A 24,820-nucleotide genomic window follows, 5' to 3' on the forward strand; every position below is an offset into this window, starting at 1 on the left:
ACCCTCTCAGTCTAGATCCACTTTAACCTGCTGCGCTACCTTGATTGCACGCTGGCGCGCTTCTTCTATGGTACTGCCTTTGGCGAGGGCAACACCCATACGCCGACGCCCTTTCAACTCCGGCTTACCGAACAGGCGAACCTGGGTATCAGGCTCTGCCAGGGCATGTTCCAGCCCCGAGAACACCACGTTATCGGAATCTCCCTCCGGCAGGATGACCGCCGACGCGGTTGGGCCCTGTTGGCGAATGGCAGGGATGGGCATACCCAAAATGGCGCGGGCATGCAGCGCGAACTCTGGAAGGTCCTGGGACATCAAGGTGACCAGGCCAGTATCGTGGGGTCTGGGAGAAACCTCCGAGAACCATACCTGGTCACCCTTAATGAACAGCTCAACACCGTAGATGCCGTAGCCACCCAGATTCTCTACCACTGCCCGTGCAATCTCTGTTGCTCGGGTAAACGCCGCATCGGACATAGGGTGTGGCTGCCATGACTCACGGTAATCGCCGTCTTCCTGCCTGTGACCAATCGGATCACAGAATGAAATACCATCGCGATGCCTCACTGTCAGCAGGGTGATTTCATAGTCGAAGTCCACAAAGCCTTCGACGATCACCCGACCCTTGCCAGCCCTACCACCGGTTTGGGCGTACTCCCAAGCAGCCTCTACCTCCGCTACACTCTTCACCGTACTCTGACCTTTACCGGACGAGCTCATAACCGGCTTCACCACCAATGGCAACCCGACCTCATCAATGGCAGCCAGATACTCTTCCCTGGTACCGGCAAAACGGTACTTTGATGTGCTTAGCCCAAGCTCCTCAGCCGCAAGCCGGCGGATACCTTCGCGATTCATGGTCAGATTAACCGCCCGGGCGGTGGGCACCACGCTGTAGCCTTCTTCCTCCAATCGAACCAGCTCGGCGGTGGCAATCGCCTCAATCTCCGGAACGATCAGGTCAGGCTTCTCCGCTTCAACGATGGCGCGCAACGCTGCACCATCCAGCATATCGATAACGTGGCTCCGATGCGCAACCTGCATGGCGGGCGCATTCTCGTATCGGTCGACTGCAATCACTTCTATGCCGAAACGTTGCAGCTCTATAACCACCTCTTTCCCGAGCTCCCCGGCACCGCAAAAAAGCACACGGGTAGCCGATGGCTTCAGAGGCGTGCCAATACGCACCGTTCTGTTTGAACCAGTCATATAGTTTGATGTCCTGTTACTGTCAGAGTGCGACCTGCTTTTCCCGTTCCGCCACTTTCAGCAGAACCTCCCGTCGCTCGTCATTACTCATGGTGGTCCAGCGGAGGATTTCATCTCCTGTGCGCTGGCAACCGATACACATGTCATTTTCGTCCAGCGCGCAAACATTCACGCATGGCGATCGAACCTTGTCGGCCACCTTCATCTTCAGATATCCACCTTTGTCAGTGTCGCCAGGTAGCGCTCTGCATTTTTTACATAGTGCATTGCGCTGAACTCGAGCATCTTTTTCTGGTTATCGTTGAGTTCGCGGCGAATTTTCCCTGGAGAGCCCACCACCATCGAGCCATCCGGCACTTCCATACCCTCCGGGATCAGAGTATTTGCTCCGATCAGACAGTGTTTGCCAATCTTCGCGCCGTTCAGAATCACCGCATTGATCCCAACCAGGGAGTAGTCGCCGATCTCGCATCCGTGCAGCATGGCTTTGTGGCCAACCGTCACCCCACGCCCAAGGGTTAGCGGAATGCCCGGGTCGGTATGCAGTACTGAGCCATCCTGTACGTTCGTTTCGGGGCCGATCGTAATCAGTTCGTTATCACCACGAATGACAACATTGAACCAGATACTCGATTTTTCCATCAGCTTTACGCGCCCGATCACCGTGGCGTTGTGGGCGACAAACTGGCCATCGCCTTCCTTTTCTGGCTGATATTGATCAATTCTGTAAAACATCAATCTCTCCGGCTAATTCAACGGGGTGGCTCGAGAATATCGATTCCGGCATCGTACACAGCATTCAGAAAATCGACCAGCACCACCGCAGACAACCCCCATATCTGATACTGCTGCCAACGATAGCAGGGCACGTACAGAGTGCTGTTCAGAAAACTGAGCGTGTCGGTACGCTCCCTTTGATCTTCCAGGAACCAGGAGATCGGAACTCGGAAGACACTTTCGATCTCGTGGGGGTTTGGCTCCAGGGGATGATCGCCTGGCACAACGCCCACGTATGGAGTGACAAGGATACGGTGCAGCGACATAACCTGGCTTAACGGCGCAATGACTTTTACCTGATCCGGGGGCAGACCGATTTCTTCGTGGGTTTCACGCAGTGCGGTTGCAATCAGGGAGGCGTCGTCAGGATCCCGCTTGCCGCCAGGATAGGCCACCTGCCCCCGATGCGTTTTGAGGTTGGATGACCTCAGGGTAAAAATCATCTCCGGATCACGCTCGTTATCCGTAATAGGCACCAGGATACCGGCTTCAGGGTAGTCCAGTGCCAGTTGTCTGGGCGCGTAATTCGACAATCGCTCGGTTAACAGGTCTTGCACTCTTTACTCCGGCAACTTCCTGATATTGAGTGAGACACAGGCAGTCCGGATCGTTAAACTGACTACCAACGGACACTCAGTATACGGGGAAAACGATGAAGTATTGCAGCACTTGCGGCCAACCGGTTGAGCAACGCATTCCCGAAGGCGACAATCGGCACCGTTATGTTTGCATCAGCTGCGAGACCATACATTACCAGAACCCGCGGATTGTCGCCGGTACGGTTCCCGTATGGGAAGGCAGAATCCTGCTATGTCGCCGAGCCATCGAACCCCGGTATGGCTATTGGACTCTGCCGGCAGGCTTCATGGAAAATGCAGAAACGACGATAGAAGCAGCAGCCCGGGAAACCCGCGAGGAAGCACTGGCGGAAGTGGACATTCAGGGGCTTTACTCCATCATCGATGTTCCGCACATCAACCAGGTCCACATGTTCTACCGTGCCACACTTAAAGACGGCCTATTCGGCGCCGGAGAAGAATCTCTGGAATCAAAACTGTTCGAGCCGGCCGATATTCCCTGGGATGAGATATCTTTCCCCACGGTACGCAAAACGCTTGAGCTGTTCCTTGTGGACATGAAGTCTGAATCCTACAACGTCCATGTCACCGATATTCGCCACCCAATGGCGAAAAAAGCCTGATCAGAACGTTTCCAGGCGATACACCTCATAGGCGGGCTCCTCGTAAGGATGGGCCTGCTTGAGTGCATAGACTGCAGGCTTGATAAGCTCGTCGCTACACACCAGTTCCACCTTGAATTCCCTAACACGCTCAAGCTCTCCCTGGCTTCCCAGAAACGGATCACTCCCCGCCAGGGGTCGGAACTGCCCCTCGCCTTCACACTGCCATGCGCAGCTGTCGTAATCTCCGATTTTTCCCGCGCCAGCATCAAATAATGCCTGCTTGGTTTGCTCAAGATGGCTCTCCGGTACGAAGTAGCAAAGCTTGTACATAGTCACCCTCAAATTGGTCAACTTTTATCCGGAACAAGGCATTACAAACTTACCCACAGAATCTGTGGATAACTCTGGGGAAAGTTTTTGGGAATCGGCCTCCAACCCCCACAGTTACTGACCTCCCCTCAAATTGGCGACAAAATCGCCCATTTGTTTTTATTTATATTTTTCAATATCTTACGATGCTATAGCAAAAAATGAACGCAATTCTTGGACTTTGTTCACAGTTCAGCCAGCAAAGCACCAGGAATGTGCATAAAGTTCTCTAGTCAAGGCCTTGACTGACAAATTTCAGAACTTTTAGAGATTTTATTTGCTCACTTTTTGCGCAGCAAGCCTCATCATTGAGCATAAAAAAACCGGTCCGAGAAATGCCCCGTCAGGGACACTCTGCAGACCGGTTTCCATCACGCCCGGATTGACTGGCTTAATCAGCCAAGCCAGCGCCTCGCATTCCTGAACATGCGGATCCAGGGACCATCTTCCTGCCAGCCATCTGGCCGCCAGGAGTGCTGCACCGCCCGGAAAACACGCTCTGGGTGCGGCATCATGATGGTCACCCGGCCATCCCGGGAAGTAACACCAGTAATGCCAGCCTCTGAACCGTTGGGGTTGTACGGATACCGCGCGGTCTGCTGGCCCCGGTTGTCCACATACCGCATGGCCACCAACTCGCTGTCTGCAAGGGACTGAGCCGAATTACCAGAGGCAAACTCCACTCGACCCTCACCATGGGCAACGGCAATCGGCATGCGAGAACCGGCCATGCCATCAAGGAACGCAGACGGTGACTGCGCCACCTCCACCATGACCAGGCGGGCCTCAAACTGTTCGGACTGGTTACGTACAAAACGCGGCCAACCTTCGCTTCCCGGAATCAGTTCATGCAAGTTGGAAAGCATCTGGCAACCATTGCAAACGCCCAACGCGAGAGTGTCCTGACGGTTGAAGAAGGCAGCAAACTGATCTCGCACCCGATCATTGAACAGAATGGACTTGGCCCAACCCTCACCGGCGCCCAGAACATCGCCGTAGGAGAAACCACCACAGGCAACCAGGTTCTGGAATGTCTCGAGCGTAATGCGACCGGACAGCAGATCGCTCATATGGACGTCTACTGCCTCGAAACCAGCCCGATCAAACGCTGCCGCCATTTCAACCTGGCCGTTAACGCCCTGCTCCCGAAGCACCGCAACCTTCGGGCGTGCACCGGTACTGATATACGGCGCAGCAATATCTTCATTGATGTCGTAACTAAGCTCAACACTCAACCCCGGATCGTTCTCGTCCAGCAGGTTGTCGAACTCTTCCTGGGCGCAGTCCGCGTTATCCCGCAGCGACTGGATACGGTAACTGGTTTCCGCCCACAGACGCTGCAGCTCGGTACGGGATTCATCCACCACGGTGTCACCACCGAATGTCAGGCGCACGCGGTCCTTGTCATTCAGTGTGCCCACAACGCTTGTATGGTCGCCCAGGCCGGCGGCCGAGAACTGCTGCAGGACAAAGCTGGTGTCGTCACGGCGAACCTGGATCACAGCGCCCAGTTCTTCGTTGAAGAGCTCACGGGCAAACTGGGAGCTGTCTTCGGCAAGACCATCCAGCTTGATGTCCAGACCTGTCCGGCCTGCAAACGCCATTTCCGCCAGCGTGACAAACAGACCACCGTCTGAGCGGTCATGGTAAGCCAGCAGCTTGCCGTCGGCGTTCAAGCCCTGCACGACTGCAAAGAAAGCCTTGATATCTTCCGGATCATCCAGGTCAGGCGCTACCGCGCCAACCTGACGGTACACCTGCGCCAGTGCAGAGCCACCAAGGCGATTCTGGCCGGCGGCCAGGTCAATCAGAATAAGGTCTGTTTCACCGGCATCCGATCGCAACTGCGGAGTAAGTGTACGGGCAACGTCGGTTACCGGCGCAAAACCACTGACAATCAGAGACAGCGGTGCGGTAACACTCTTCTGCTCACCGTTGTCCTCTTCCCAGGTGGTTTTCATCGACATGGAATCTTTACCCACCGGGATGGTAATACCCAGGTCCGGACACAATTCCATGCCAACCGCTTTTACGGTCTCGTACAGATTCTCGTCTTCACCCGGATGACCGGCTGCAGCCATCCAGTTCGCCGACAGACGAATGTCAGAGAGCTTACCGATAGCTGCTGCCGCCAGGTTGGTGATCACTTCACCTACGGCCATACGGCCCGAGGCTGGGGCATCAATCACCGCCAGTGGCGTGCGCTCACCCATGGCCATGGCTTCACCGGCACGCACATCAAACGACGCGGCGGTAACCGCTACGTCACTGACCGGCACCTGCCAGGGACCAACCATCTGATCACGGGCGACCAAACCGGTGATGGTGCGGTCACCGATGGTAATCAGGAAGCTTTTGGAGCCCACCGACGGCAAGCGGAGTACGCGACGAATGGCGTCGTGCAAATCGATCTTGGTGGAATCGAAGATCGGTTTGGTAAACGACGAACGCGCAACACTGCGATGCATTCTCGGCGGTTTGCCAAACAACACTTCCATTGGCAGGTCGACAGGCTTGTCATCAAAATAGGAGTCACCCAGTTCCAGGTGGTGCGCTTCGGTAGCTTCACCGATCACGGCATAAGGACAGCGCTCACGGCGGCAAAGGGCATCGAACGAGTCCAGATTTTCCGGTGCCACGGCCATCACGTAGCGTTCCTGGGATTCGTTACACCAGATTTCCAGGGGTGACATGCCCGGCTCGTCACTCGGGATGTCACGCAATTCGAATTTGCCGCCCCGGCCCCCATCTTTGACCAGTTCAGGCATGGCGTTGGAGAGACCGCCCGCGCCCACATCGTGGATGAAGCAAATCGGGTTGTCTTCCCCCATCTGCCAGCAACGGTCAATCACTTCCTGGCAACGGCGTTCCATCTCCGGGTTGTCCCGTTGAACCGACGCAAAATCCAGATTCTCATTGCTGGAACCGGAATCCATGGAGGACGCAGCGCCACCTCCAAGTCCGATCAACATGGAAGGGCCGCCCAGCACGATCAGTTTGGCGCCGACCGGGATATTGCCCTTCTCGACGTGATTCTCGCGAATGTTACCCAGGCCGCCGGCAATCATGATGGGCTTGTGGTAACCACGCACTTCTTCACCCGCCGCACCGGGAACCTTCTCTTCAAAGGTCCGGAAGTAACCCGCCAGGTTGGGCCGGCCAAACTCGTTATTGAAAGCGGCACCACCGATGGGACCTTCAATCATGATATCCAGCGGCGAGGCGATCCGGTCCGGCTTGCCATAACCAAACTCCCAAGGCTGCTCGTCGCCCGGAATATTAAGGTTGGAAACGGTAAAGCCGGCAAGGCCCGCCTTGGGCTTGGAACCACGACCGGTCGCACCTTCATCGCGGATCTCGCCACCGGAGCCTGTTGCGGCGCCGGCAAAGGGTGAGATAGCAGTCGGGTGGTTATGGGTTTCCACCTTCATCAGAATATGCACCGGCTCCCGGTTATAACTGTAAACACCGGTTTCCGGTGCCGGGAAGAAACGGCCCGCCTCGCTACCAGTAATAACTGCAGCGTTGTCCTTATAGGCAGAGAGCACACCTTCGCTGTTCATCTCGAAGGTGTTCTTGATCATTGCAAACAGGGATTTTTCCTGGCCTTCGCCATCAATATCCCAGGAGGCGTTAAAGATCTTGTGGCGGCAATGCTCCGAGTTTGCCTGGGCAAACATCATCAGCTCGACGTCCGTCGGATCACGCTCAAGGTCGGTGAACGCCGTTACCAGGTAATCGATCTCGTCGTCGGCCAGGGCAAGGCCGAGGCGCCCGTTTGCCTCAACCAAAGCACCCCGGCCACCGGCCAGCACCGGCACCCGGCCGAGGGGCCGGGGCTCGTCATGACTGAACAGCAACTCGGCGCCACCCGTCTCATGGAATACTTTCTGGGTCATCCGGTCATGCAGCAGGGTTGCAATTTTTTCTCGCTGTTCGAGGCCAAGCTTGCTGGAGGAGCGAACGTAGTAAGCGATACCGCGTTCAATTCTGCGAATCTGTCGCAGGCCACAGTTGCGAGCGATATCGGTAGCCTTACTGGACCACGGAGAAAGTGTGCCTGGGCGCGGGACCACCAGAAACAAAACACCATCTGGCTGCTCCAGTTCGACACTGGGTCCGTAGGTCAGAAGGCGATCAAGTATTGCCTGTTCCGCATCGGAAAGGTCGGCATCGAGATCCACAAAGTGCATGAATTCTGCGTACACATGCTCCACATCAGGAACAAGTTGCTGAATCCGGGAGTGCAGCTTTCTGGAACGGAAAGGCGAGAGCGCGGGAGCGCCGCGAAGTTCAAGCATGATATCAACCTGTATCGCGCGAATCGGGGGACGTCTGAAAGGCCGCCATGATACTTGAAACCGAACGCAGGATACAGCGCAAGGTAGGTTCTTTAGCGGCTGTACAATTAACATTGTTTTGCACAGTCATTAATCAGTTTGATTGACCCCGCTGAAGTCTCAGGGGATCATTGGTCAGGAGCATGGAAAGCCTCAGGCATCATAAAACAGGAAAAACAGTGACCCGGTCACAACCTCCTGAACATTGAGCTATATGGAGATCAGGGATTTGTCGCGATTTTTCAGGCATCTTCGCAGTACCAGTTTACCGCTGGCGTTAGTGTTGACCACAGCATTGTCCGCGACCGGCTGTTCCCGCCCGACCACGCTCCAGGAGGTCAGGGACGTGGGTGTGCTTCACGTGATTACCCGCGTAGCGCCTTCCATCTACTACGAGGGCCGAGACGCACCAACCGGATACGATTACGAGCTTGCCAGCCGGTTCGCTGAAGAACTGGGGGTCGAACTGCGTGTGCGGGTGGCCGAAGACAACACCGAAATTCTCTCCGTACTCTCGCGTAATTACGCCCACATCGGCCTCGCAGGCATGGCGGAGCAACCCGATTTTGAAAGCAGGTATCGCGCAGTTCCCATCGGCGTGCAGGCGCAATCGGTTGTGGTTTATAACCGTGATTTCCCCCGTCCAGCCTCACTGGCCGACCTTGGCGGTGAAACCCTGCACCTGCTCGCTGACAGCAACCATGAGCACCTGATTGCCGATGACCCGGAAGGCACCCAGGTTCACCGGCACATCCATCCTGGGCTGGATGCTGCGGGGCTGCTGGCGAGGGTTGAAACCGGAGAAATTGCCTACGCTGCCGTTTCATCGAATGAGCTGGACCTGAACCATGTCTACTTTCCGATGGTCAAGGAAGGCTTTGCTCTAGGTGAGCCCAGAGACCTGGTGTGGCTGTTCCCGATCGCCCAGGACGAAACGCTGGCAAACGCTGCCAAAGATTTTCTGGAGCGGGCCAGGGGCAATGGCTCGATGGCCCAACTGGCAGAACGCTTTTACGGCCACCTCGACCGTTTGAACTATGTGGGCGCGCGCACATTTATGCACCACGTGGAAAATCGCCTGCCGAAGTACCAGTCGCTGTTCCAGAATTACGCAAGAGACATTGACCTCGACTGGCGACTGCTGGCTGCGATCGGTTACCAGGAATCCCACTGGCGCCCGAACGCAGTGTCACCCACCGGGGTTCGGGGCTTGATGATGCTCACCCGCACCACCGCCAGCTACATCGGCATCAACAACCGCCTTGATCCTGAAGAGAGCATTGAAGGTGGCGCCCGCTATTTCAAGATGGTGCACGCCAAGATCCCCGAGCGTATTCCGGAGCCTGACCGCACCTGGTTCGCCCTGGCATCTTACAATGTCGGGTTCGGCCACCTGGAAGATGCGAGAAGGTTGACGGAATCCGCCGGAAGAAATCCGGATCGCTGGATGGATGTTAAAGAGTTTCTGCCGCTGCTGGCCCAGAAAGAGTGGTACACCAAAACCCGCTTTGGCTATGCCCGCGGCCACGAACCGGTGGTGTACGTTCAGAACATTCGCCGGTATTACGATGTACTCACCCGCATCACGGAGCCCGACCAACCCAAACCTGACGCTGATCAGGAAGTGGTGTGGCTTGATCGGCAGTCTGAAGAAGCAGCCGCACAGACAGAATCACCTGAGACGCCGGGGCCGGATTTGCGGGCAGCCTTGCCGCCGGAACTGGGGATGATTCCACCCACTCTGTAAGTGGGCAGTTGCTCCCCAGACTCACCACGAGAACCCATCGCCCCATTCTTCCTCACGTGCTCCCAGCGCCCGCTCTACCTGAGTCGCGGAGAAGCCTCTGCGACTCAGGAATCGTGACTGCCGTAGCTTCTCCGGCAAATCATCGTCCAGCCGCCCCAGACCGTAACGTTTGGCACGCAAGCGAACAGCCCGCTGGCACCAGTCTTCCTCTGAGACTTCATCGAGACATTCCGGAGTGAAATGAACGCCCCGCTGTTGCAGCTCTGCCAGAATCCTCAAGGGCCCATAGCCAAGGTCCATTCTCTGCCGGGCATACACATCGGCGAAGCGCTGATCGCTCAGCCAGCCTTCGTGCTCATACTCGTCGAGAACAGTATCAATCAGATCGCCTTCAATATGCCGTTGCCGCAGTTTTAATGCCAGCTCGTAACGACTGTGCTCTCGGCGGGCGAGCAGGCGCAGTGCCGCAGAGCGGGCTTTGTATTCCGGGTCCTGATCTTTTTCGTGTTTTGCCATAAAGCCCCTTCCCGCAAATGCATCCAAAACGCTAGACTAGCGGCCGATTCTTTCAACTACCCGGCCCACGCCTGTGAGCCGATGAACGGTGGCGGCCCACTTTGCCGCCACTGCTGACTGGTTTCAATCCCGAAGGATACCTTTGTATGGCTGCATTCATTCAGAAACTGTTCAAGTCTCGCAAGGCCAACCCGGCAACCGCACCCCGGACACCGGCAAAATCTGAACCCAGTCAACCCTCACAGGAAGAAACCAGGCAACTCCTGAAAAACCAGCAGGAACAACAACTCGGAAGCAACCCGGACCAGGCCCAACTGACAACATTGGCGATTGACGGGGTGACCGCAGCCATCCGACTTGAAGCTGCCGCCGCTCTTACAGATGAGACCCAGCTACAGCAGGTCCAGAAACAGGCCAAGGGCCGGGACAAAAGTGTTTACCAGACCGTCAAGCAGAGCCTTCAAAGCCTGAAGGAACAGCAAGCTGCCGAAGCCGCCGTTCGCCAGCGAATAAAAACCCTGATCGGCCAGGCTGAAGACCAGGCCGCCAGTGAAGACCTCAAGCTCTATCAGGCGCGGCTGGAGGCACTGCAGGATAACTGGAGTGAGGTCCAGTCAAGCGCCACAGCAGAGCAATCCCAGCAGTTTCTGGAAGCCGTGCACCAGTGCCGGGAGCGCCTGAAACAGATGGAACAGGCGCGGCAGGAGGAGGCACGCCACCGGGAACAGGCGCTTCAACGCTCAGAGACACTGGCCCTGCTTGAGCAGACCCTGAACGACCTGACTTCCCAGGAATCCAGCACCCTACCCTCCCTATCCGCCCTGGATGCCCTGCAGAAGACCCAGGAAAACCGATGGCTGGAAGCCACCCGGAATACCCAGGTAGAGAAGCAGGAGCAAAAAGATTACGAATCGCGAATGCTGGCACTGCGCAACTATCTCAGTGCGGTTCGACGGTTTACACAGGCCAGGGACACTCTCTCAGAACTAACACAGGTAGCAGGTACTGAAGAGGCTGACGATGGCCATCGTCAGAAAGCCCTGGCGCTGCTGAAGGAAATTGAGTGGCCATCAGACTTCCCCCAGCCAGCTGAGCTTGCGCCGGTTCGCAAACTGGCGGGCAAACCACGGCCAGCTCAGCCGGCCGGCGGCAACCGGGACGAGCAGAAAGCCGCCGCCGAGGCACTGCACAACACCCTTCCGAAGCTGGAATCGGCCCTCGAGGCCAAGCAGTTCAAGGAATCCAAGCAGCTGCTCAAGCTCGCCCAGAACCAGTTCCAACAATTGGACGGTCGCCAGCGCAAACAGCTTCAGGCCAGGATGCAACTGCTCACCGGCCAGTTCCGAGAGCTGAGCGACTGGCAAGGGTTTGCGACAGAACCCAAACAACTCGCCCTCTGTGAACAGATGGAGCACCTGGCGGATCAGCCCATTGAGCCGGAGATCAAAGCCGAGCGCATCAAAGAACTGCAGAACGAATGGCGCGACTTGGGTGGCTCATCCGACCGGTCGCTCTGGAGTCGTTTCAAAGCGGCGTCCGATACAGCTTACGAGCCCTGCAAAGCCTACTTTGAGGCAAAATCGGACCTGAAAGAGGCCAACCTGCACACGCGGGAAGCGATCTGTGACCAACTGGAGCATTTCCTGGCCAATGCAGACTGGTCGGCCATCGACTGGAAGGCGGCCGAGCGCATTCACCAAACCGCCCGTCAGGAATGGAAAAGCGCCTGGCCGGTGGATTTCAAAGACAATCGCCTGGTTCAGAAGCGTTTCGACGAGCTTCTCAAAAAACTGGAACGTCCTCTTGACGATGAACGCCTGAAGAACGAAGCCCTGAAGCAGACCATTGTTGACCGCGCAAGGGCACTGATCGAGCACGAACCCCTGCAGGAAGCCATGGAGCAGGCGAAGGCACTGCAAACCGAATGGAAAGCCATCGGCATTACCCGCCACCGGGAAGATCGCAAAATGTGGCAGGCATTCCGCAAAGCCTGTGACCAGATTTTTGCGCGCCGGGATGCCCAGCGTTCAGCACGTCAGCAGGCGACAGAAGAGGCGGACCAGGCCGCACAGGCCGTGCTGGCCCAATACCAACACCTGGGCGCAGAAGCCGATGACGCCGTGCTGAGTGAAGCCCGGGGTGCGGTAAAGCAGATTGCCGGCGGCGGGCTTTCGGGTGAGGTTAAAGAACGGGTTCAACAGCTGCGACAACGGCTGGACAGGATTACCCAGGCCAGAGCAATGGCCAATACTCTCGAGTCCTGGAAAACGCTGATCACCGACAAGGCCCAGGGACGCCTGGCCGACGATGCCCTGCCATCCCATTGGGCCAAATTGTGCAACGGGACCGACCGATTAGCTGGCAGAGATCTGGCCATACGGGCCGAAATTCTGGCGGGCGCACCCACTCCGGAACAGGACCAGCAGCGCCGGATGGAAATTCAGGTTCAGAGGCTGGCAGAGGGGCTTGGTAATGGTGAGACCGAAACGCCGCTCAAAGAGCTGGAACGACTGGTGGCCCTATGGTGCAGCCAGCCTGGCGGCGATGATGTAACGCCGGAAAATGCCGACCGTCTGAACCGGGCGCTGGATGCCATGCTTGCGTCAGGCTGAACTCAGTCCCGCTGGTGCTCACTGACAAAATCCCTGGCCTGCTTCACCGCGGCCAGGGATTTCTGTTTCATCTCTTTCAACTCTTCATCTGCCAGATAAAACATCATATCAATCGTGTGCCGATAGTAGCGGGCGGGCAACCGGTTCAAAGCCACACACATCACGTCTGTCAGGTAATCCGCCGTGTCCGTTTCCTGCCGAGTGGCATCAATGGCGTCCAGCACCAGCCGTTCGTAGAAGTTGTCGATCGCGTCTCTCAGTGACATAACCACACCTATGCCTGCTTGCTGATGATCTACTCTTCAACATAGAAGGCGAACCGCCTGCTGTCATTGTGACTGAGCAATTTAGCCAATGGGATTGGCAGCGCCTGTCATTACCCAGCGCAGCGAGTAACCGCTATGGTTACTGCTCTGAATCTAACGTGCCCGGAAAACAATCAACAGAGGAACAACCATGACAACCGAGGCGTACATCTTCGATGCCGTCCGCACGCCACGCGGCCGCGGAAAGAAAGACGGATCTTTGCACAGTGTCAAACCCATCTCCCTGCTGACCACCGTGCTCAAGGCGCTGCAGGAGCGTAACCAGCTCGATACCGCCCAGGTAGACGACATTGTAATGGGTTGTGTCACCGCCGTGGGCGATCAGGGTGCGGATATCGCCAAGACCGCAGCCCTGGCCGCCGACTGGGACGAAAAAGTGGCCGGCGTCACTTTGAACCGTTTCTGCGCCTCCGGCCTGGAAGCCGTTAACCTGGCTGCCATGAAAGTGCGTTCCGGATGGGAAGACATGGTGGTTGCCGGTGGTGTAGAGGCGATGTCTCGCGTTCCGATGGGCTCCGATGGCGGCGCCTGGGCCACAGACCCGGAAACCAACCTGCACACCGGTTTCATGCCTCAGGGCATCGGTGCCGATCTGATCGCCACTCTGGAAGGCTTCAGTCGCGAAGATGTCGATGGCTTTGCTGTGAAATCCCAGCAAAAAGCGGCCAGCGCCTGGGATAAGGGCTACTTTGCGAAATCCATTGTGCCGGTCACCGACCAGAACGGCGTGGTCATCCTGGACCGGGACGAGCATGTACGCGGTAACACCACCGTAGAATCCCTGGCCGGCCTCAAGCCCTCGTTCCAGATGATGGGCGAAATGGGCTTTGATGGCGTCGCCCGAGAGAAGTATCACTACGTAGAGAAGATCAATCACGTGCACCACGCCGGCAATTCCTCCGGCATTGTCGACGGCGCCACCGCCATGCTGATCGGCAGCGAAGCCAAAGGCAAAGAACTGGGCCTGAAGCCCCGCGCCCGCATTGTCGCCACTGCGGTTACCAGCACCGACCCCACCATCATGCTCACCGGCCCTGCCCCCGCCGCCCGCAAGGCGCTGGAGAAAGCCGGTATGACGGTGGACCAGATCGACCTGTTTGAAGTGAACGAAGCCTTCGCCTCGGTGGTGATGCGCTTCCAGAAAGAACTGTCCGTTCCGGACGAGAAAGTGAATGTAAACGGCGGCGCCATCGCCATGGGCCACCCGCTGGGTGCTACCGGCGCCATCATCCTTGGCACTCTGCTGGATGAACTGGAACGCCGTGAACTGCGCTACGGCCTGGCCACCCTGTGTGTGGGCGGCGGCATGGGCATTGCCACCATCATCGAGCGCGTCTGAACACCACTTTCAAAAAAAAGGAACCGACCATGAGTGCCATCCAATACGACCTGGGTTCAGACCAGATTCTGACCCTGACCATCGACATGCCAGGCCAGTCCGCCAATACCATGAATGGCGAATTTCGGACCGCCCTGACCGACACCGTCAATAAAGTCAAAGGTGACCTGGACAACATCAAAGGTATCATTCTCGCCTCCGCCAAGAAGACCTTCTTCGCCGGCGGCGACCTGAACGAACTGTACAAAGTCACCCGCCAGCAGGCCAAAGAATTCGAAGATATGGTCAACGGCCTGAAAGCCGACATGCGGGTGCTGGAAACCTGTGGCAAACCTGTGGTGGCTGCCATCAACGGCACCGCTCTGGGTGGTGGCCTGGAACTCGCCCTGGCCTGCCATCACCGCGTTGCCATTGATGACGACCGCACCCAACTAGGCTTGCCAGAGGTGACCTTGGGCCTGCTACCCGGCGGTGGCGGTACCCAGCGTCTTCCCCGGATGATTGGTCTGGAAGCGGCCTTCCCGTTCCTGATGGAAGGCAAGAAAGTAAATCCGAAAGCCGCCCTGAAAGCGGGTATCGTGAACGAGTTGGCCAGTTCACCGGAAGACATGATCGCCAAGGCCCGAGCCTTCATCGAAGCCAACCCCAAGTGCCAGCAGCCCTGGGACCAGAAAGGCTTCCGATTCCCCGGCGGCGCCCCGCACCATCCTGCCATGGCGCAGAAGCTGGCCATCGCACCCGCGATGCTCAAGCAAAAAACCAAGGGCTGTTACCCTGCCCCTGAGCGGATTCTGGCCGCCGCCGTGGAAGGCGCCCAGGTGGACTTCGACAACGGCAGTCTGATTGAAACCCGCTACTTCGCCGAGCTGGCCACCGGCCAGGTGGCCAAGAACATGACCGGCACCTTCTGGTTCCAGCTCAACGCCATCAAGGCTGGCGGCAGCCGCCCGGACGGTGTTGAAAAAGAAACTTTCAAGAAAGTCGGGGTATTGGGTGCCGGCATGATGGGTGCCGGCATTGCCTACTCCACCGCCAGCCGCGGCATTGAGGTGGTGCTTAAGGATGTTTCCGTGGAAAACGCGGAGAAAGGCAAACGCTACTCCGAAAACCTGCTGGCCAAGAAAGTCAGCCGCGGCCGCATGACCGAAGCCCAGAAAGACGAGGTGCTGGCCCGCATTAAAGCCACGGGTTCCGCCGACGATCTGGAAGGTTGCGATCTGATCATCGAAGCAGTCTTTGAAGACAGCGATCTCAAAGCCAAGGTAACCCAGGAAGCCGAGCCGAAAATGGTGGCCAACGGCATCTTTGCCTCCAACACCTCCACCATTCCCATTACCCAGTTGGCCAAGGCTTCTGCCAAGCCGGACAACTTCATCGGTCTGCACTTTTTCTCCCCGGTGGACAAAATGCAGCTGGTGGAAATCATCGTTGGCGAGAATACCTCTGACGACACCCTGGCCCGGGCCTTCGATTACGTGCAGCAAATCGGCAAGATCCCCATTGTGGTGAACGACAGCCGCGGCTTCTTCACCTCCCGAGTGTTCGGTACGTTCGTGAACGAAGGCATCAGTATGCTGGCTGAAGGCATTCATCCCTCAAGTATCGAGAATGCAGGGCTTCTGGCCGGCATGCCGGTGGGGCCACTGGCCATCTCCGACGAAGTCAGCATGACGCTGATGCAGCACATCCGCGCGCAGAGCAAGAAAGACACCGAAGCCGCCGGCGGCACCTGGCAGCCACACCCGGCCGAAGCTGTCATCGATGCCATGGTCGACACCCATGGTCGCAAGGGCAAAGCCGCCGGTGCCGGTTTCTACGAGTACCCGGAGAAAGGTAAAAAGTACCTGTGGCCGGAACTGGAGAACCTGTTCGTAGACCAGGCCAAGGCTCGCAGCGCCCAGCTGCAGGACCTGAAAGACCGCATTCTGTTCATGCAGGCGATCGAGACCATCCGTTGTCTCGAGGAAGGCGTGCTGAGAACCGTGGAAGATGCCAACATTGGCAGCATCTTCGGCATCGGCTACGCCCCCTGGACGGGCGGTGCCATCCAGTTCGTCAACCAGTATGGAGTTCGTGCTTTCGCTGAACGGGCACAGCAGCTGGCGGACCAGTATGGTGAGCGCTTCACGCCACCAGCACTGCTTCTGCAAAAGGCAGAAAACAACGAGTCCTTCGCCTGACCCAACCGGCCGGAGGGATTCCTCCTCCGGCCATTTTACGCCCCCTCCTCTTTACTTCCTGCAACCTGCCCCAATCTGAAAAGATAGGCAGCAACGTATATGGACATATTGTCACGAAGCGATACCCATGGCCTATGGCAACAGGTGTAGCGGTTGCCTACAATAAATTCATTACGGGTCAGAGCCGTCGTCACAGTCATCGGCGTCTGAACATGTTAGGCTGAAATCCGATTGTTCAGCCGTCCAGTATCGTCAGGTATGCATTTATGGCCATTGCGGAAAAACTCATGCAGCGTCACACCAAGCCATCCAGAGCCAGCAGGGTGGGCGCTTGCACAGCACTGACACTCTCTTTGCTGATGTCTGGCATGTCCGTCGCGCAGGCAAAAATTGACGACACGGCGGTTTACCAGCCTGTGGCCCCAACCATTGACCAGGCCCGGGCCAACATCCTGATCGCTCGCCAACTGCAATTCACACATTTTCGTAATCTTGGCATCAGTGATGAGCTGTCTGGCGATGTTTTCGATGCGTACCTGAAATACCTGGATGGCCAGCGCATCTATCTGTCCCAACAGGATATCGACCTGCTCGCCAAGGCAAAATCCCGGCTCGGTTCCGCCCTGAAAACAGGCCAGCTTCAGCCAGGGTTCGAGATCTACAACCTGGTCCAGCAGCGCATCATCGAGCGGCTTCAGTTTGCCCTGAACGTTATTGATAACGGCCTGGATGAGCTTGATTTCAACACAGATGAGCGCATTCGGGTGGATCGCTCCAAGGCCGACTGGGAACCAGACCAGGAAGCCCTCGATGCCCTCTGGATCAAGCGAATCAAGAATGCCGTACTGGCCCAGCGCCTGAACGGTACGGAAGACGACACCATCAAAGACAACCTGCGCCGCCGGTATGAAGGTCAGCTGAAACGCGCCTACCAGGCCCGCAGCGAGGATGCGTTTCAGGCGTATATGAATGCCTTTGCCGGCATGTGGGACCCGCACACGTCCTATTTCTCACCGCGCACGTCTGAAAACTTCAACATCAATATGAGCCTGTCACTTGAGGGCATCGGTGCGGTCCTGCAATCCGACAACGAATACACCAAAGTGGTTCGCCTGGTGCCGGGTGGCCCCGCCGCCAAGCAGGGCCAACTGCAAACGGCAGACCGTATTATCTCCGTGGCTCAGGAGGGCGAAAAGCCGGTAAACGTCATTGGCTGGCGTCTGGACGAGGTGGTTGACCTGATACGTGGTCCCCGTAACTCCACCGTTACCCTGGAAGTGATTCCTGCCAACGCCGCCGACGAGAGCGTCACCCGCACCATTGCCATCAGCCGGGATGAAGTCAAACTGGAAGAACAAAGCGCCAGCAAGGACATCATCGAGCTGGACCGTTCCGGCGAAACCTACCGTGTTGGCGTGATCACCATTCCGACCTTTTACGCCGACTTCCAGGCCATGCAGGCCGGTGACCCCAACTACAAGAGCACGACCCGTGACGTTCGCAGGCTTCTGGACGATCTCAAGGAACAAGGTGTTGACGGCGTCGTCATGGACCTCCGCAACAACGGTGGCGGTGCCCTGCATGAGGCCAATGACCTGGTAGGCCTGTTCATCGACAAGGGCCCCACCGTGCAGATTCGTAACGCCAATAATGATGTGCAGATTCTTAACGACGAAGACCCCTCGGTTGCCTACGACGGCCCCCTGGTGGTTTTGGTGAATCGGATGAGTGCCTCGGCCTCGGAGATCTTTGCCGGCGCCATTCAGGATTACGGCCGCGGCCTGGTGGTGGGCTCTCAGACGTTCGGCAAGGGTACGGTTCAAGCCGTGCGGCCACTGAACCACGGCCAGCTGAAGATCACCCAATCCAAGTTCTATCGGGTGTCTGGTGGTTCTACCCAACATAAGGGTGTCATTCCGGATATCGAGATTCCGTCACGGGTCGACACGTCGCGAATTGGCGAAGACGCGCTGGATCATGCCCTGCCCTGGGACCAGATCGAAGCCGTGCCCCACACCCGGTACTTTGATTTCAGCGGTGTTATTGACGAGCTGCGCAGGCGCCATGAAGCCCGTTTCTCGGCCAGCCCCGAATTCAGCCTGCTGGAGCAGGAAATTGAGTTCCTGACCAAGCAACGTGAAATGACCTACGTCAGCCTCAATATGGATGAACGCAAGGCACACCACGAACAGATTGAGAGAACTCGGCTGACCATTGCCAACGCACGTCGGGAACTGCGCGGAGAAGAGCCGTTCAAGACCCTGGATGAGCTGGAACAATGGCAGGACGAACAGGCCGCAGATCTCGACAGCACCGATGAAGAGCTGGACTTCGTGATCCGCGAGGGTGGTCATATCATGGCCGACCTGCTCGAGCTTGATCAGCGTACCGCGTCTATCCTGAAGCCAACACAATTTGCCGCCAAGGCTGAAGCCAGATAATCGCCATGGCTGACCGGGCAACGAAGGATCAACCGGAAAGCAGCCAACGGGCCCGCGTCCTGCAGGACATGCTGCTGGACGCCCTGCATGCCATGCGTTCCATGGAGCAGGTGGAAAGCATTGAACAGCCCGGCGGCCGGAATAAAACCTCCGACGGCATTATTGATCGCATTGTGGGCTTTACCGGCTCGGCACTCCGCCTGGGTGCCCGGGCCACCGACACCTCATTGCGGGTGGGACGGGCCCTGGTCAATTCCCAGGACCAGCTGCGAACCATGCTCGCTGCCGGCCAGTCCCTGAAAGACATCCGGGAGGTGGCCGGCCTCACCCTGTCTGAGATGAGCGAGGCGCTGAACCTCAAGGATAAGTCCCTGCTTGAGGCCATCGAAAACGGCACCTCTACCCTGTCTTTCGAGCTGATTCTGCGCCTGGCGGCGCTGATCGCCAGGAACGACCCCATTCCGTTCATCATGCGTACCACCCGGAACTATAATCCGGAGGTGTGGCAGATTCTGAACGATTGGGGCATCGGCCGCATTCCCCTGCAGTTCGAGCGGGAAAGGGAATTTATCAATATCTTCCGGCGCCACGATGACGCCCGCAATCTCTCGGACGAGGGGTTCCGCAAGGTATTGGAGTTCACCCGCCATAGCTTCGAGATGTCGATGCACTTTATCGAACAACAGGAAGCCGAGATGGAGGAGCTGAAGGCAAGCCTGCAGCCCTCCGGACCTACAGAGAAAAAAGCGCCCTCAGGCAAATAATGCACGCATACCGGTGATGTTCGGATTCCTGACAGCGCCTTTTTCTGTAACAATCGCATCAATCAGGCTGGCTGGCGTCACATCAAACACCGGGTTGAACACCTCCACGCCAGCCGGTGCCAGCGGAATTCCCCGAATTTCCCGCACCTCGGTGCCATCACGTTCTTCGATAGGAATATCCTGGCCGGACTCCAGCGCCATATCCACTGTGCTGGAGGGTGCCACCACCATGAAACCGACCTTGTGATGGCGGGCCAGAACGGCCAGATTGTATGTACCTATCTTGTTCGCCACATCGCCATTGGCGGTAATCCGGTCGGCCCCAACGATCACCCACTTAACTCTGCCGGAAGCCATGATGGCCGCCGCTGCGCCATCGGCGTTCAGGGTGACCGGAATTTTGTCGCGGGTGAGTTCCCACGCCGTCAGCCTGCTGCCCTGCAACCAGGGCCGGGTTTCGTCCGCGTACACCCGGCTCAGCAGCTTTTCCTCGTGCAACCGGCGTATCACGCCGAGCGCCGTGCCATAGCCGCCGGTTGCCAGGGCACCGGTGTTGCAGTGCGTCAGCACCGACATGGCCTTTTCAGGCGCCATGACTTCCAGCGCATGGTCCGCCATGGCAAGGTTCGCCGCCAGATCTTCCTCATGAATGCGCACTGCTTCGGCGGCCAGCTGACGGGTGGCTTCGGCCAGGGATTCACAGCGCTCAAACACGCCTTTCATGCGCTCAAGAGCCCAGAACAGGTTAACCGCCGTTGGCCTGGATTGCGCCAGCTCGTCAATGGCCTTGTGCACCTCTGCCCGCCAATCGCCTGCGCCCGCATGCCTGGCGGCCAGGGCAACACCATAGGCGGCACTGATGCCGATCGCAGGGGCTCCGCGCACCACCATATCGGTAATGCACTGGGCAACACCGGAAGCGCCTTCCGCTTTAATCCAATGCTCTTCTGCAGGCAGCAGGCGTTGGTCCAGCAACTCGAGGCTATCGCCATGCCAGCGCAGGGCCACGGTGCCCATCGATCGATTGGCAGTGTGTTTTGCCATAGTCAACTCCATTCCGGTGGCTGAAAGCCGCCAGTATAACGCCAAGGCGCCCGTTTGCCTGCCCGGTTTGAGCATCAATGCCCTTCTGGCAAGGCATGACCTTGCCGTCGGGGTAGTTCTGCCATCGGCAGCTGGTTATACTTTGCAGCTGAATTTCAGGGCTTGGCCAAGCCCCACAACACAAAGGCAGGTTAATGACGGCAGACACCATCACTGCAGCCGATAGTCGAATCAACGCCCGCTGGCTGATTCCCGTAGAACCCTTCGGCGTTGTACTGGAGCACCAGGCGGTGATCCTGCGGGGCAGCCGCATTGCAGATGTGCTGTCGCAATCAGAAGCAGACCTGAAATACCGCACCCGCGAGACCGTCAACCTTGACCGGCATGTGGTCCTGCCCGGGCTGATCAACCTGCACGGTCACACCGCCATGTCGCTGTTCCGGGGCCTGGCCGATGATCTGCCCCTGATGACCTGGCTGAACGACCACATCTGGCCCGCCGAAGGCAAGTTCGTCAGCGAGCCGTTTGTGCTGGACGGCACGCGGCTGGCGATGGCGGAAATGCTCCGTACCGGTACCACCACCTTCTCCGACATGTACTTCTTCCCGGAAGTCACGGCCCAGGCGGCCCACGACGCCGGTATGCGTGCCCAGGTGTGTTTTCCACTGATGGATATGCCCACGGTTTGGGGCTCCGGGCCGGAAGAATACCTGCGTAAAGGAGCGGCCTTGATCGAGCAATGGCAGGGCGACGACTACATCATGCCGGCGATTGGGCCCCATGCCCCCTATACGGTTTCTGACCAGCCGTTGAAAAACGCCGTCGCCCTGGCTGAGAGAACCGGCGCGGCGATCCAGCTCCACCTTCATGAAACCGCCTTTGAAGTCGATGAAGCCCTGAAAGCGACCGCGACACGGCCTGTCACCCGGATGGCGGAGCTGGGGGTTCTTGGCAGCAATACCCAGTGCGTGCACATGACCCAGATTGACGATTCGGACCTGGAACAGCTGGTGCGCTCGGGCGCCCACATCGTGCATTGCCCGGAATCCAACCTGAAGCTGGCCAGCGGCCTGTGCCCGGTCCAGAAACTCATGGACCACGGTATCAATGTCACCATCGGCACGGATGGCGCCGCCAGCAACAACGACCTGGACCTGTTCGGTGAGCTGAAAACCGCAGCCATGGTCGCCAAGGTGGTGGCCGGGGATGCCTCGGCGTTGTCGGCCCACCGGGCGCTGGAAATGGCCACCCTGAACGGTGCACGGGCGCTTGGACGGGATCAGGAATTGGGTTCCCTGGTGCCCGGCAAGCTGGCAGACCTGATTGCCGTGGACCTGAGCGACCCCTTCCTGCAGCCGGTCTACGACCCGGCATCCCACCTGGTTTACAGTAACCATGGCCGGGCAGTAAGCCACAGCTGGATTCACGGCGTACCTCAATTACAGGACGGTCGCCTGACCCGTATCGACGTGCCTGACCTGATGCTTCGGGTCAGTGAATGGCGGCAACAGATTCTCAGTTAACCTTTTCACCCAGGTGTAGCACCATGAGCAACCAGAACGTAGACCAGAACGAGATTGCCAAGTTTGAGGCTCTGGCCAGCCGTTGGTGGGACCCCACCAGCGAATTCAAGCCATTGCACGACATCAACCCTCTGCGCCTGAATTACATTGACGAGCGGGTAGCCCTGGCCGGCAAAAAGGTGCTGGACGTCGGTTGCGGCGGTGGCCTGTTGTCGGAAGGCATGGCCCTGCGCGGCGCCCATGTAACCGGTATCGATATGGGCGAAGCACCCTTGTCAGTCGCCAAACTTCACGGTTTGGAATCGGGCGTGAACGTTGATTACCGGCAAACCACCGTCGAAGAGCTGGCGCGTGACCCGGAACATGCCGGCCAGTACGACGCCGTCACCTGCCTGGAAATGCTGGAGCATGTGCCGGACCCTGCTTCGGTTATCCGTGCCTGCGCCGCCATGTTGCGCCCGGGTGGCCACATGTTTGTCTCCACGATTAACCGGAACCCGAAGTCTTTCCTGTTTGCCATCGTGGGCGCGGAATATGTGCTCAACATGCTGCCCAAGGGCACCCATGAGTGGAAAAAGTTTATCCGGCCTTCGGAGATGTCCGACCACCTGCGCCATGCTGGCCTGGAAGTCCAGGAACTCACCGGCATGACCTACAACCCGCTAACCAAGGTGTACAAACTGGGCCGGGATGTCGACGTCAACTACCTGATGCACGCGCGGGATATTCGTGAAGACTGACGCTCTCCCTTCAGCCGTACTGTTCGATCTGGACGGCACGCTGATTGATACCGCCCCGGATTTCATCCGCTGTCTGAATATGCTGCGGCAACAGCACAAGCTGGAGGCCTTACCGGCGGAGCATATCCGGCGTTCGGTATCTAACGGCGCCCGGGCGATGATCCGGGTCGGCTTTGGCCTGGAGCCGGAACACCCGGATTACCTGGAAAAGCACACGGCGTTTCTGGACCTGTATGAAGCAGGTGTCGCCATCGAAACCACCCTGTTCGAAGGCATGGACGAGTTGCTGCTTGATCTGGAAAGCCGGTCTATTCCCTGGGGCATTGTCACCAACAAGCCCGCCCGGTTTGCCATTCCCCTGATCGAAGCCCTCGGGCTTGCAGAACGATGCGCCACGCTGATTTGCCCGGACCATGTGACCGAGCGTAAACCACACCCCGAACCGCTGTTCCTAGCATGCCGTGAGATTGGCGCAGAGCCGAAACAGGCTATCTACGTGGGTGACCACGAACGGGACATTGAAGCAGGCCGGAACGCAGGTATGCGCACCATCGCCGTTCGCTACGGCTACATCGAGCAACCGGAATCGGTTGACCTGTGGCAAGCCGATATCATTGTCGATACCGTCAGCGACCTGGCAAAGCTGTTACAATAGCCGCCGATTCATTTTCATCACCGGCCCCAAGCTGGCCAGTAACCGCCTGAACACGGAGACAGGTTATGCAAGATTACCAGGCACCCGCCGATCTTCTGAAAGACCGCATTGTCATGGTAACCGGAGCCGGTAGCGGCATCGGCCGCGCCGCTGCCAAAGCTTATGCTGCCCATGGCGCCACCGTCATTCTGGTTGGCCGCACCGTAGGCAAGCTGGAAGAGGTGTACGATGAAATTGAAGCCGCCGGCCACCCGCAACCGGCCATCGTGCCGATGAACTTCGAGGGTGCGGCGGTCAAGGAATACGAAGAGCTGGCGATGACCCTGGAAGAGAACTTCGGCCGGCTTGATGGATTGCTGCATAACGCCGGCATTCTGGGCTCCCGCAGCCCGGTAGAGCTTTATGATCCAGAAATCTGGAACAAGGTGATGCAGGTAAATGCCACTGCCCCGTTTTTACTCAGCCGGGCGATGATTCCCCTGCTGCGTAAATCCGATGATGCTTCCATGATTTTTACCTCGTCTGGCGTTGGTCGCCAGGCCCGGGCCTACTGGGGTGCCTATGCGGTATCGAAATTTGCCGTCGAAGGCCTGAGCCAGCTGCTGGCGGATGAACTGGATGACAACCGCCACAATATCCGGGTAAACAGTCTGAACCCCGGTGCCACCCGTACCAATATGAGAGTGCTGGCTTATCCGGCAGAAAACCCGAACCAGAACCCGGCGCCGGAAGAACTGATGCCGGTGTACCTGTACCTGATGGGCAAAGACAGCCAGGGTATCAACGGCCAGCAAATCGACGCGCAGCCGAAGAAATAATGGAACTCCTGTTTTACACCACTTCCCAGTGTCATTTGTGCGAGCTGGCAGAAGCGCTTTTGGTCAGCACACCCATGCCGGAGCCGATCCCTGTGGACGTGGTAGACATAGCCCAGTCTGAAGAACTGGTTGAGCGGTACGGCACACGCATTCCGGTGCTGCGCCGCAACGACACCGGCGCGGAGCTGGACTGGCCGTTCACCAGGGACCAGTTACTCACGTTTCTGCAATGAGGAT

The 24,820-nt window shown here is 57.8% G+C and carries 21 protein-coding genes; 12 read left to right on the forward strand and 9 right to left on the reverse strand.

What is annotated here, in order from left to right; all coding sequences use genetic code 11:
• Positions 1–6: 6 nt before the first annotated feature.
• The 4 genes from purT to ACNSOI_RS12090 are packed head-to-tail and all read right to left on the reverse strand — an operon-like array spanning position 7 to position 2,543.
• The gene (gene purT, locus ACNSOI_RS12075; RefSeq protein ID WP_420194117.1) at positions 7–1,209 is read right to left on the reverse strand and encodes a formate-dependent phosphoribosylglycinamide formyltransferase; all 1,203 of its coding nucleotides are present in this window, start codon (positions 1,207–1,209) and stop codon (positions 7–9) included.
• A 22-nt stretch (positions 1,210–1,231) separates the two neighbouring features.
• The gene (locus ACNSOI_RS12080) at positions 1,232–1,414 is read right to left on the reverse strand and encodes a DUF1289 domain-containing protein (protein WP_072676999.1); all 183 of its coding nucleotides are present in this window, start codon (positions 1,412–1,414) and stop codon (positions 1,232–1,234) included.
• A 2-nt stretch (positions 1,415–1,416) separates the two neighbouring features.
• Positions 1,417–1,944, reverse strand: a complete 528-nt coding sequence (locus ACNSOI_RS12085; RefSeq protein ID WP_152438437.1) for a gamma carbonic anhydrase family protein — start codon at positions 1,942–1,944, stop codon at positions 1,417–1,419.
• Between the two features lie 17 nt (positions 1,945–1,961).
• Positions 1,962–2,543 (reverse strand): NUDIX hydrolase, encoded by a 582-nt coding sequence (locus tag ACNSOI_RS12090; protein WP_058090203.1) that lies wholly within the window; start codon positions 2,541–2,543, stop codon positions 1,962–1,964.
• A 95-nt stretch (positions 2,544–2,638) separates the two neighbouring features.
• Here ACNSOI_RS12090 and ACNSOI_RS12095 point away from each other — a divergent pair, with 95 nt between their 5' ends.
• The gene (locus ACNSOI_RS12095) at positions 2,639–3,187 is read left to right on the forward strand and encodes an NUDIX hydrolase (RefSeq protein WP_420194118.1); all 549 of its coding nucleotides are present in this window, start codon (positions 2,639–2,641) and stop codon (positions 3,185–3,187) included.
• Here ACNSOI_RS12095 and ACNSOI_RS12100 read toward each other — a convergent pair whose 3' ends face one another.
• Both ACNSOI_RS12100 and purL read right to left on the reverse strand, forming a co-directional pair.
• Complete coding sequence (locus ACNSOI_RS12100; protein ID WP_061333142.1) at positions 3,188–3,499, reverse strand: YqfO family protein; 312 nt, start codon at positions 3,497–3,499, stop codon at positions 3,188–3,190.
• A 434-nt stretch (positions 3,500–3,933) separates the two neighbouring features.
• Positions 3,934–7,839 (reverse strand): phosphoribosylformylglycinamidine synthase, encoded by a 3,906-nt coding sequence (gene purL, locus ACNSOI_RS12105; protein ID WP_420194119.1) that lies wholly within the window; start codon positions 7,837–7,839, stop codon positions 3,934–3,936.
• Between the two features lie 253 nt (positions 7,840–8,092).
• Here purL and mltF point away from each other — a divergent pair, with 253 nt between their 5' ends.
• A complete protein-coding gene (mltF, locus tag ACNSOI_RS12110) occupies positions 8,093–9,625 on the forward strand; it encodes a membrane-bound lytic murein transglycosylase MltF (RefSeq protein WP_420194120.1) in 1,533 nt (510 codons plus the stop codon).
• Positions 9,626–9,646: 21 nt separating this feature from the next.
• On the opposite strand, the gene ACNSOI_RS12115 is transcribed toward mltF, so the two are convergent.
• Positions 9,647–10,141 (reverse strand): regulatory protein RecX, encoded by a 495-nt coding sequence (locus tag ACNSOI_RS12115; protein WP_420194121.1) that lies wholly within the window; start codon positions 10,139–10,141, stop codon positions 9,647–9,649.
• A gap of 146 nt (positions 10,142–10,287) precedes the next feature.
• Here ACNSOI_RS12115 and ACNSOI_RS12120 point away from each other — a divergent pair, with 146 nt between their 5' ends.
• Positions 10,288–12,753: a DUF349 domain-containing protein gene (locus ACNSOI_RS12120; protein ID WP_420194122.1), complete on the forward strand. Its 2,466-nt coding sequence runs from the start codon at positions 10,288–10,290 to the stop codon at positions 12,751–12,753.
• 2 nt (positions 12,754–12,755) lie between these two features.
• Here ACNSOI_RS12120 and ACNSOI_RS12125 read toward each other — a convergent pair whose 3' ends face one another.
• Positions 12,756–13,019, reverse strand: a complete 264-nt coding sequence (locus tag ACNSOI_RS12125; RefSeq protein WP_058090209.1) for a late competence development ComFB family protein — start codon at positions 13,017–13,019, stop codon at positions 12,756–12,758.
• Positions 13,020–13,209: 190 nt separating this feature from the next.
• On the opposite strand from ACNSOI_RS12125, the gene ACNSOI_RS12130 reads away from it, so the two are divergent.
• The 4 genes from ACNSOI_RS12130 to ACNSOI_RS12145 all read left to right on the forward strand — a co-directional run bounded on the left by ACNSOI_RS12130 (position 13,210) and on the right by ACNSOI_RS12145 (position 19,803).
• Positions 13,210–14,418: an acetyl-CoA C-acetyltransferase gene (locus ACNSOI_RS12130; RefSeq protein ID WP_058090210.1), complete on the forward strand. Its 1,209-nt coding sequence runs from the start codon at positions 13,210–13,212 to the stop codon at positions 14,416–14,418.
• A 29-nt stretch (positions 14,419–14,447) separates the two neighbouring features.
• Complete coding sequence (locus ACNSOI_RS12135) at positions 14,448–16,598, forward strand: 3-hydroxyacyl-CoA dehydrogenase NAD-binding domain-containing protein (RefSeq protein ID WP_420194123.1); 2,151 nt, start codon at positions 14,448–14,450, stop codon at positions 16,596–16,598.
• A 266-nt stretch (positions 16,599–16,864) separates the two neighbouring features.
• Positions 16,865–19,039 carry a carboxy terminal-processing peptidase gene (locus ACNSOI_RS12140; protein WP_138436156.1) on the forward strand — a complete coding sequence of 725 codons (2,175 nt, stop codon included), beginning with the start codon at positions 16,865–16,867 and terminating at the stop codon, positions 19,037–19,039.
• 5 nt (positions 19,040–19,044) lie between these two features.
• Complete coding sequence (locus ACNSOI_RS12145; protein WP_061333135.1) at positions 19,045–19,803, forward strand: helix-turn-helix domain-containing protein; 759 nt, start codon at positions 19,045–19,047, stop codon at positions 19,801–19,803.
• Here ACNSOI_RS12145 and mtnA read toward each other — a convergent pair.
• Positions 19,792–20,847 carry an S-methyl-5-thioribose-1-phosphate isomerase gene (gene mtnA / locus ACNSOI_RS12150; protein WP_061333134.1) on the reverse strand — a complete coding sequence of 352 codons (1,056 nt, stop codon included), beginning with the start codon at positions 20,845–20,847 and terminating at the stop codon, positions 19,792–19,794. The two genes, ACNSOI_RS12145 and mtnA, sit on opposite strands and share 12 nt — an antisense overlap.
• Positions 20,848–21,041: 194 nt before the next feature.
• On the opposite strand from mtnA, the gene ACNSOI_RS12155 reads away from it, so the two are divergent.
• The 5 genes from ACNSOI_RS12155 (at position 21,042) to ACNSOI_RS12175 (ending at position 24,816) form a co-directional block, all read left to right on the forward strand.
• The gene (locus ACNSOI_RS12155) at positions 21,042–22,370 is read left to right on the forward strand and encodes a TRZ/ATZ family hydrolase (RefSeq protein WP_286250491.1); all 1,329 of its coding nucleotides are present in this window, start codon (positions 21,042–21,044) and stop codon (positions 22,368–22,370) included.
• Between the two features lie 23 nt (positions 22,371–22,393).
• A complete protein-coding gene (gene ubiG / locus ACNSOI_RS12160; protein ID WP_061333132.1) occupies positions 22,394–23,110 on the forward strand; it encodes a bifunctional 2-polyprenyl-6-hydroxyphenol methylase/3-demethylubiquinol 3-O-methyltransferase UbiG in 717 nt (238 codons plus the stop codon).
• Positions 23,100–23,765 carry an HAD family hydrolase gene (locus ACNSOI_RS12165; RefSeq protein WP_061333131.1) on the forward strand — a complete coding sequence of 222 codons (666 nt, stop codon included), beginning with the start codon at positions 23,100–23,102 and terminating at the stop codon, positions 23,763–23,765. The genes ubiG and ACNSOI_RS12165 overlap by 11 nt, the downstream gene beginning before the upstream one ends.
• 65 nt (positions 23,766–23,830) lie before the next feature.
• A complete protein-coding gene (locus tag ACNSOI_RS12170) occupies positions 23,831–24,583 on the forward strand; it encodes a YciK family oxidoreductase (RefSeq protein ID WP_061333130.1) in 753 nt (250 codons plus the stop codon).
• A complete protein-coding gene (locus tag ACNSOI_RS12175; RefSeq protein WP_058090219.1) occupies positions 24,583–24,816 on the forward strand; it encodes a glutaredoxin family protein in 234 nt (77 codons plus the stop codon). The genes ACNSOI_RS12170 and ACNSOI_RS12175 overlap by 1 nt, the downstream gene beginning before the upstream one ends.
• Positions 24,817–24,820: the final 4 nt, after the last annotated feature.

The sequence above is a fragment of the Marinobacter sp. GH_1 genome, from assembly GCF_048595985.1.
In the GTDB taxonomy this organism is placed as follows: Bacteria; Pseudomonadota; Gammaproteobacteria; order Pseudomonadales; family Oleiphilaceae; genus Marinobacter; species Marinobacter shengliensis.

Bases quoted from the DNA above. Each gene is read 5' to 3' on its own strand.
- ACNSOI_RS12140 (WP_138436156.1), top strand. From the start codon at position 16,865: ATGGCCATTGCGGAAAAACTCATGCAGCGTCACACCAAGCCATCCAGA.
- ACNSOI_RS12125 (WP_058090209.1), bottom strand. From the start codon at position 13,019: ATGTCACTGAGAGACGCGATCGACAACTTCTACGAACGGCTGGTGCTG.
- ACNSOI_RS12080 (WP_072676999.1), bottom strand. From the start codon at position 1,414: ATGAAGGTGGCCGACAAGGTTCGATCGCCATGCGTGAATGTTTGCGCG.
- ACNSOI_RS12100 (WP_061333142.1), bottom strand. From the start codon at position 3,499: ATGTACAAGCTTTGCTACTTCGTACCGGAGAGCCATCTTGAGCAAACC.
- ACNSOI_RS12120 (WP_420194122.1), top strand. From the start codon at position 10,288: ATGGCTGCATTCATTCAGAAACTGTTCAAGTCTCGCAAGGCCAACCCG.
- purL (WP_420194119.1), bottom strand. From the start codon at position 7,839: ATGCTTGAACTTCGCGGCGCTCCCGCGCTCTCGCCTTTCCGTTCCAGA.
- ACNSOI_RS12175 (WP_058090219.1), top strand. From the start codon at position 24,583: ATGGAACTCCTGTTTTACACCACTTCCCAGTGTCATTTGTGCGAGCTG.
- ACNSOI_RS12135 (WP_420194123.1), top strand. From the start codon at position 14,448: ATGAGTGCCATCCAATACGACCTGGGTTCAGACCAGATTCTGACCCTG.
- ACNSOI_RS12085 (WP_152438437.1), bottom strand. From the start codon at position 1,944: ATGTTTTACAGAATTGATCAATATCAGCCAGAAAAGGAAGGCGATGGC.
- purT (WP_420194117.1), bottom strand. From the start codon at position 1,209: ATGACTGGTTCAAACAGAACGGTGCGTATTGGCACGCCTCTGAAGCCA.
- ACNSOI_RS12170 (WP_061333130.1), top strand. From the start codon at position 23,831: ATGCAAGATTACCAGGCACCCGCCGATCTTCTGAAAGACCGCATTGTC.
- mltF (WP_420194120.1), top strand. From the start codon at position 8,093: ATGGAGATCAGGGATTTGTCGCGATTTTTCAGGCATCTTCGCAGTACC.
- mtnA (WP_061333134.1), bottom strand. From the start codon at position 20,847: ATGGCAAAACACACTGCCAATCGATCGATGGGCACCGTGGCCCTGCGC.
- ACNSOI_RS12095 (WP_420194118.1), top strand. From the start codon at position 2,639: ATGAAGTATTGCAGCACTTGCGGCCAACCGGTTGAGCAACGCATTCCC.
- ACNSOI_RS12130 (WP_058090210.1), top strand. From the start codon at position 13,210: ATGACAACCGAGGCGTACATCTTCGATGCCGTCCGCACGCCACGCGGC.
- ACNSOI_RS12115 (WP_420194121.1), bottom strand. From the start codon at position 10,141: ATGGCAAAACACGAAAAAGATCAGGACCCGGAATACAAAGCCCGCTCT.
- ACNSOI_RS12155 (WP_286250491.1), top strand. From the start codon at position 21,042: ATGACGGCAGACACCATCACTGCAGCCGATAGTCGAATCAACGCCCGC.
- ACNSOI_RS12145 (WP_061333135.1), top strand. From the start codon at position 19,045: ATGGCTGACCGGGCAACGAAGGATCAACCGGAAAGCAGCCAACGGGCC.
- ubiG (WP_061333132.1), top strand. From the start codon at position 22,394: ATGAGCAACCAGAACGTAGACCAGAACGAGATTGCCAAGTTTGAGGCT.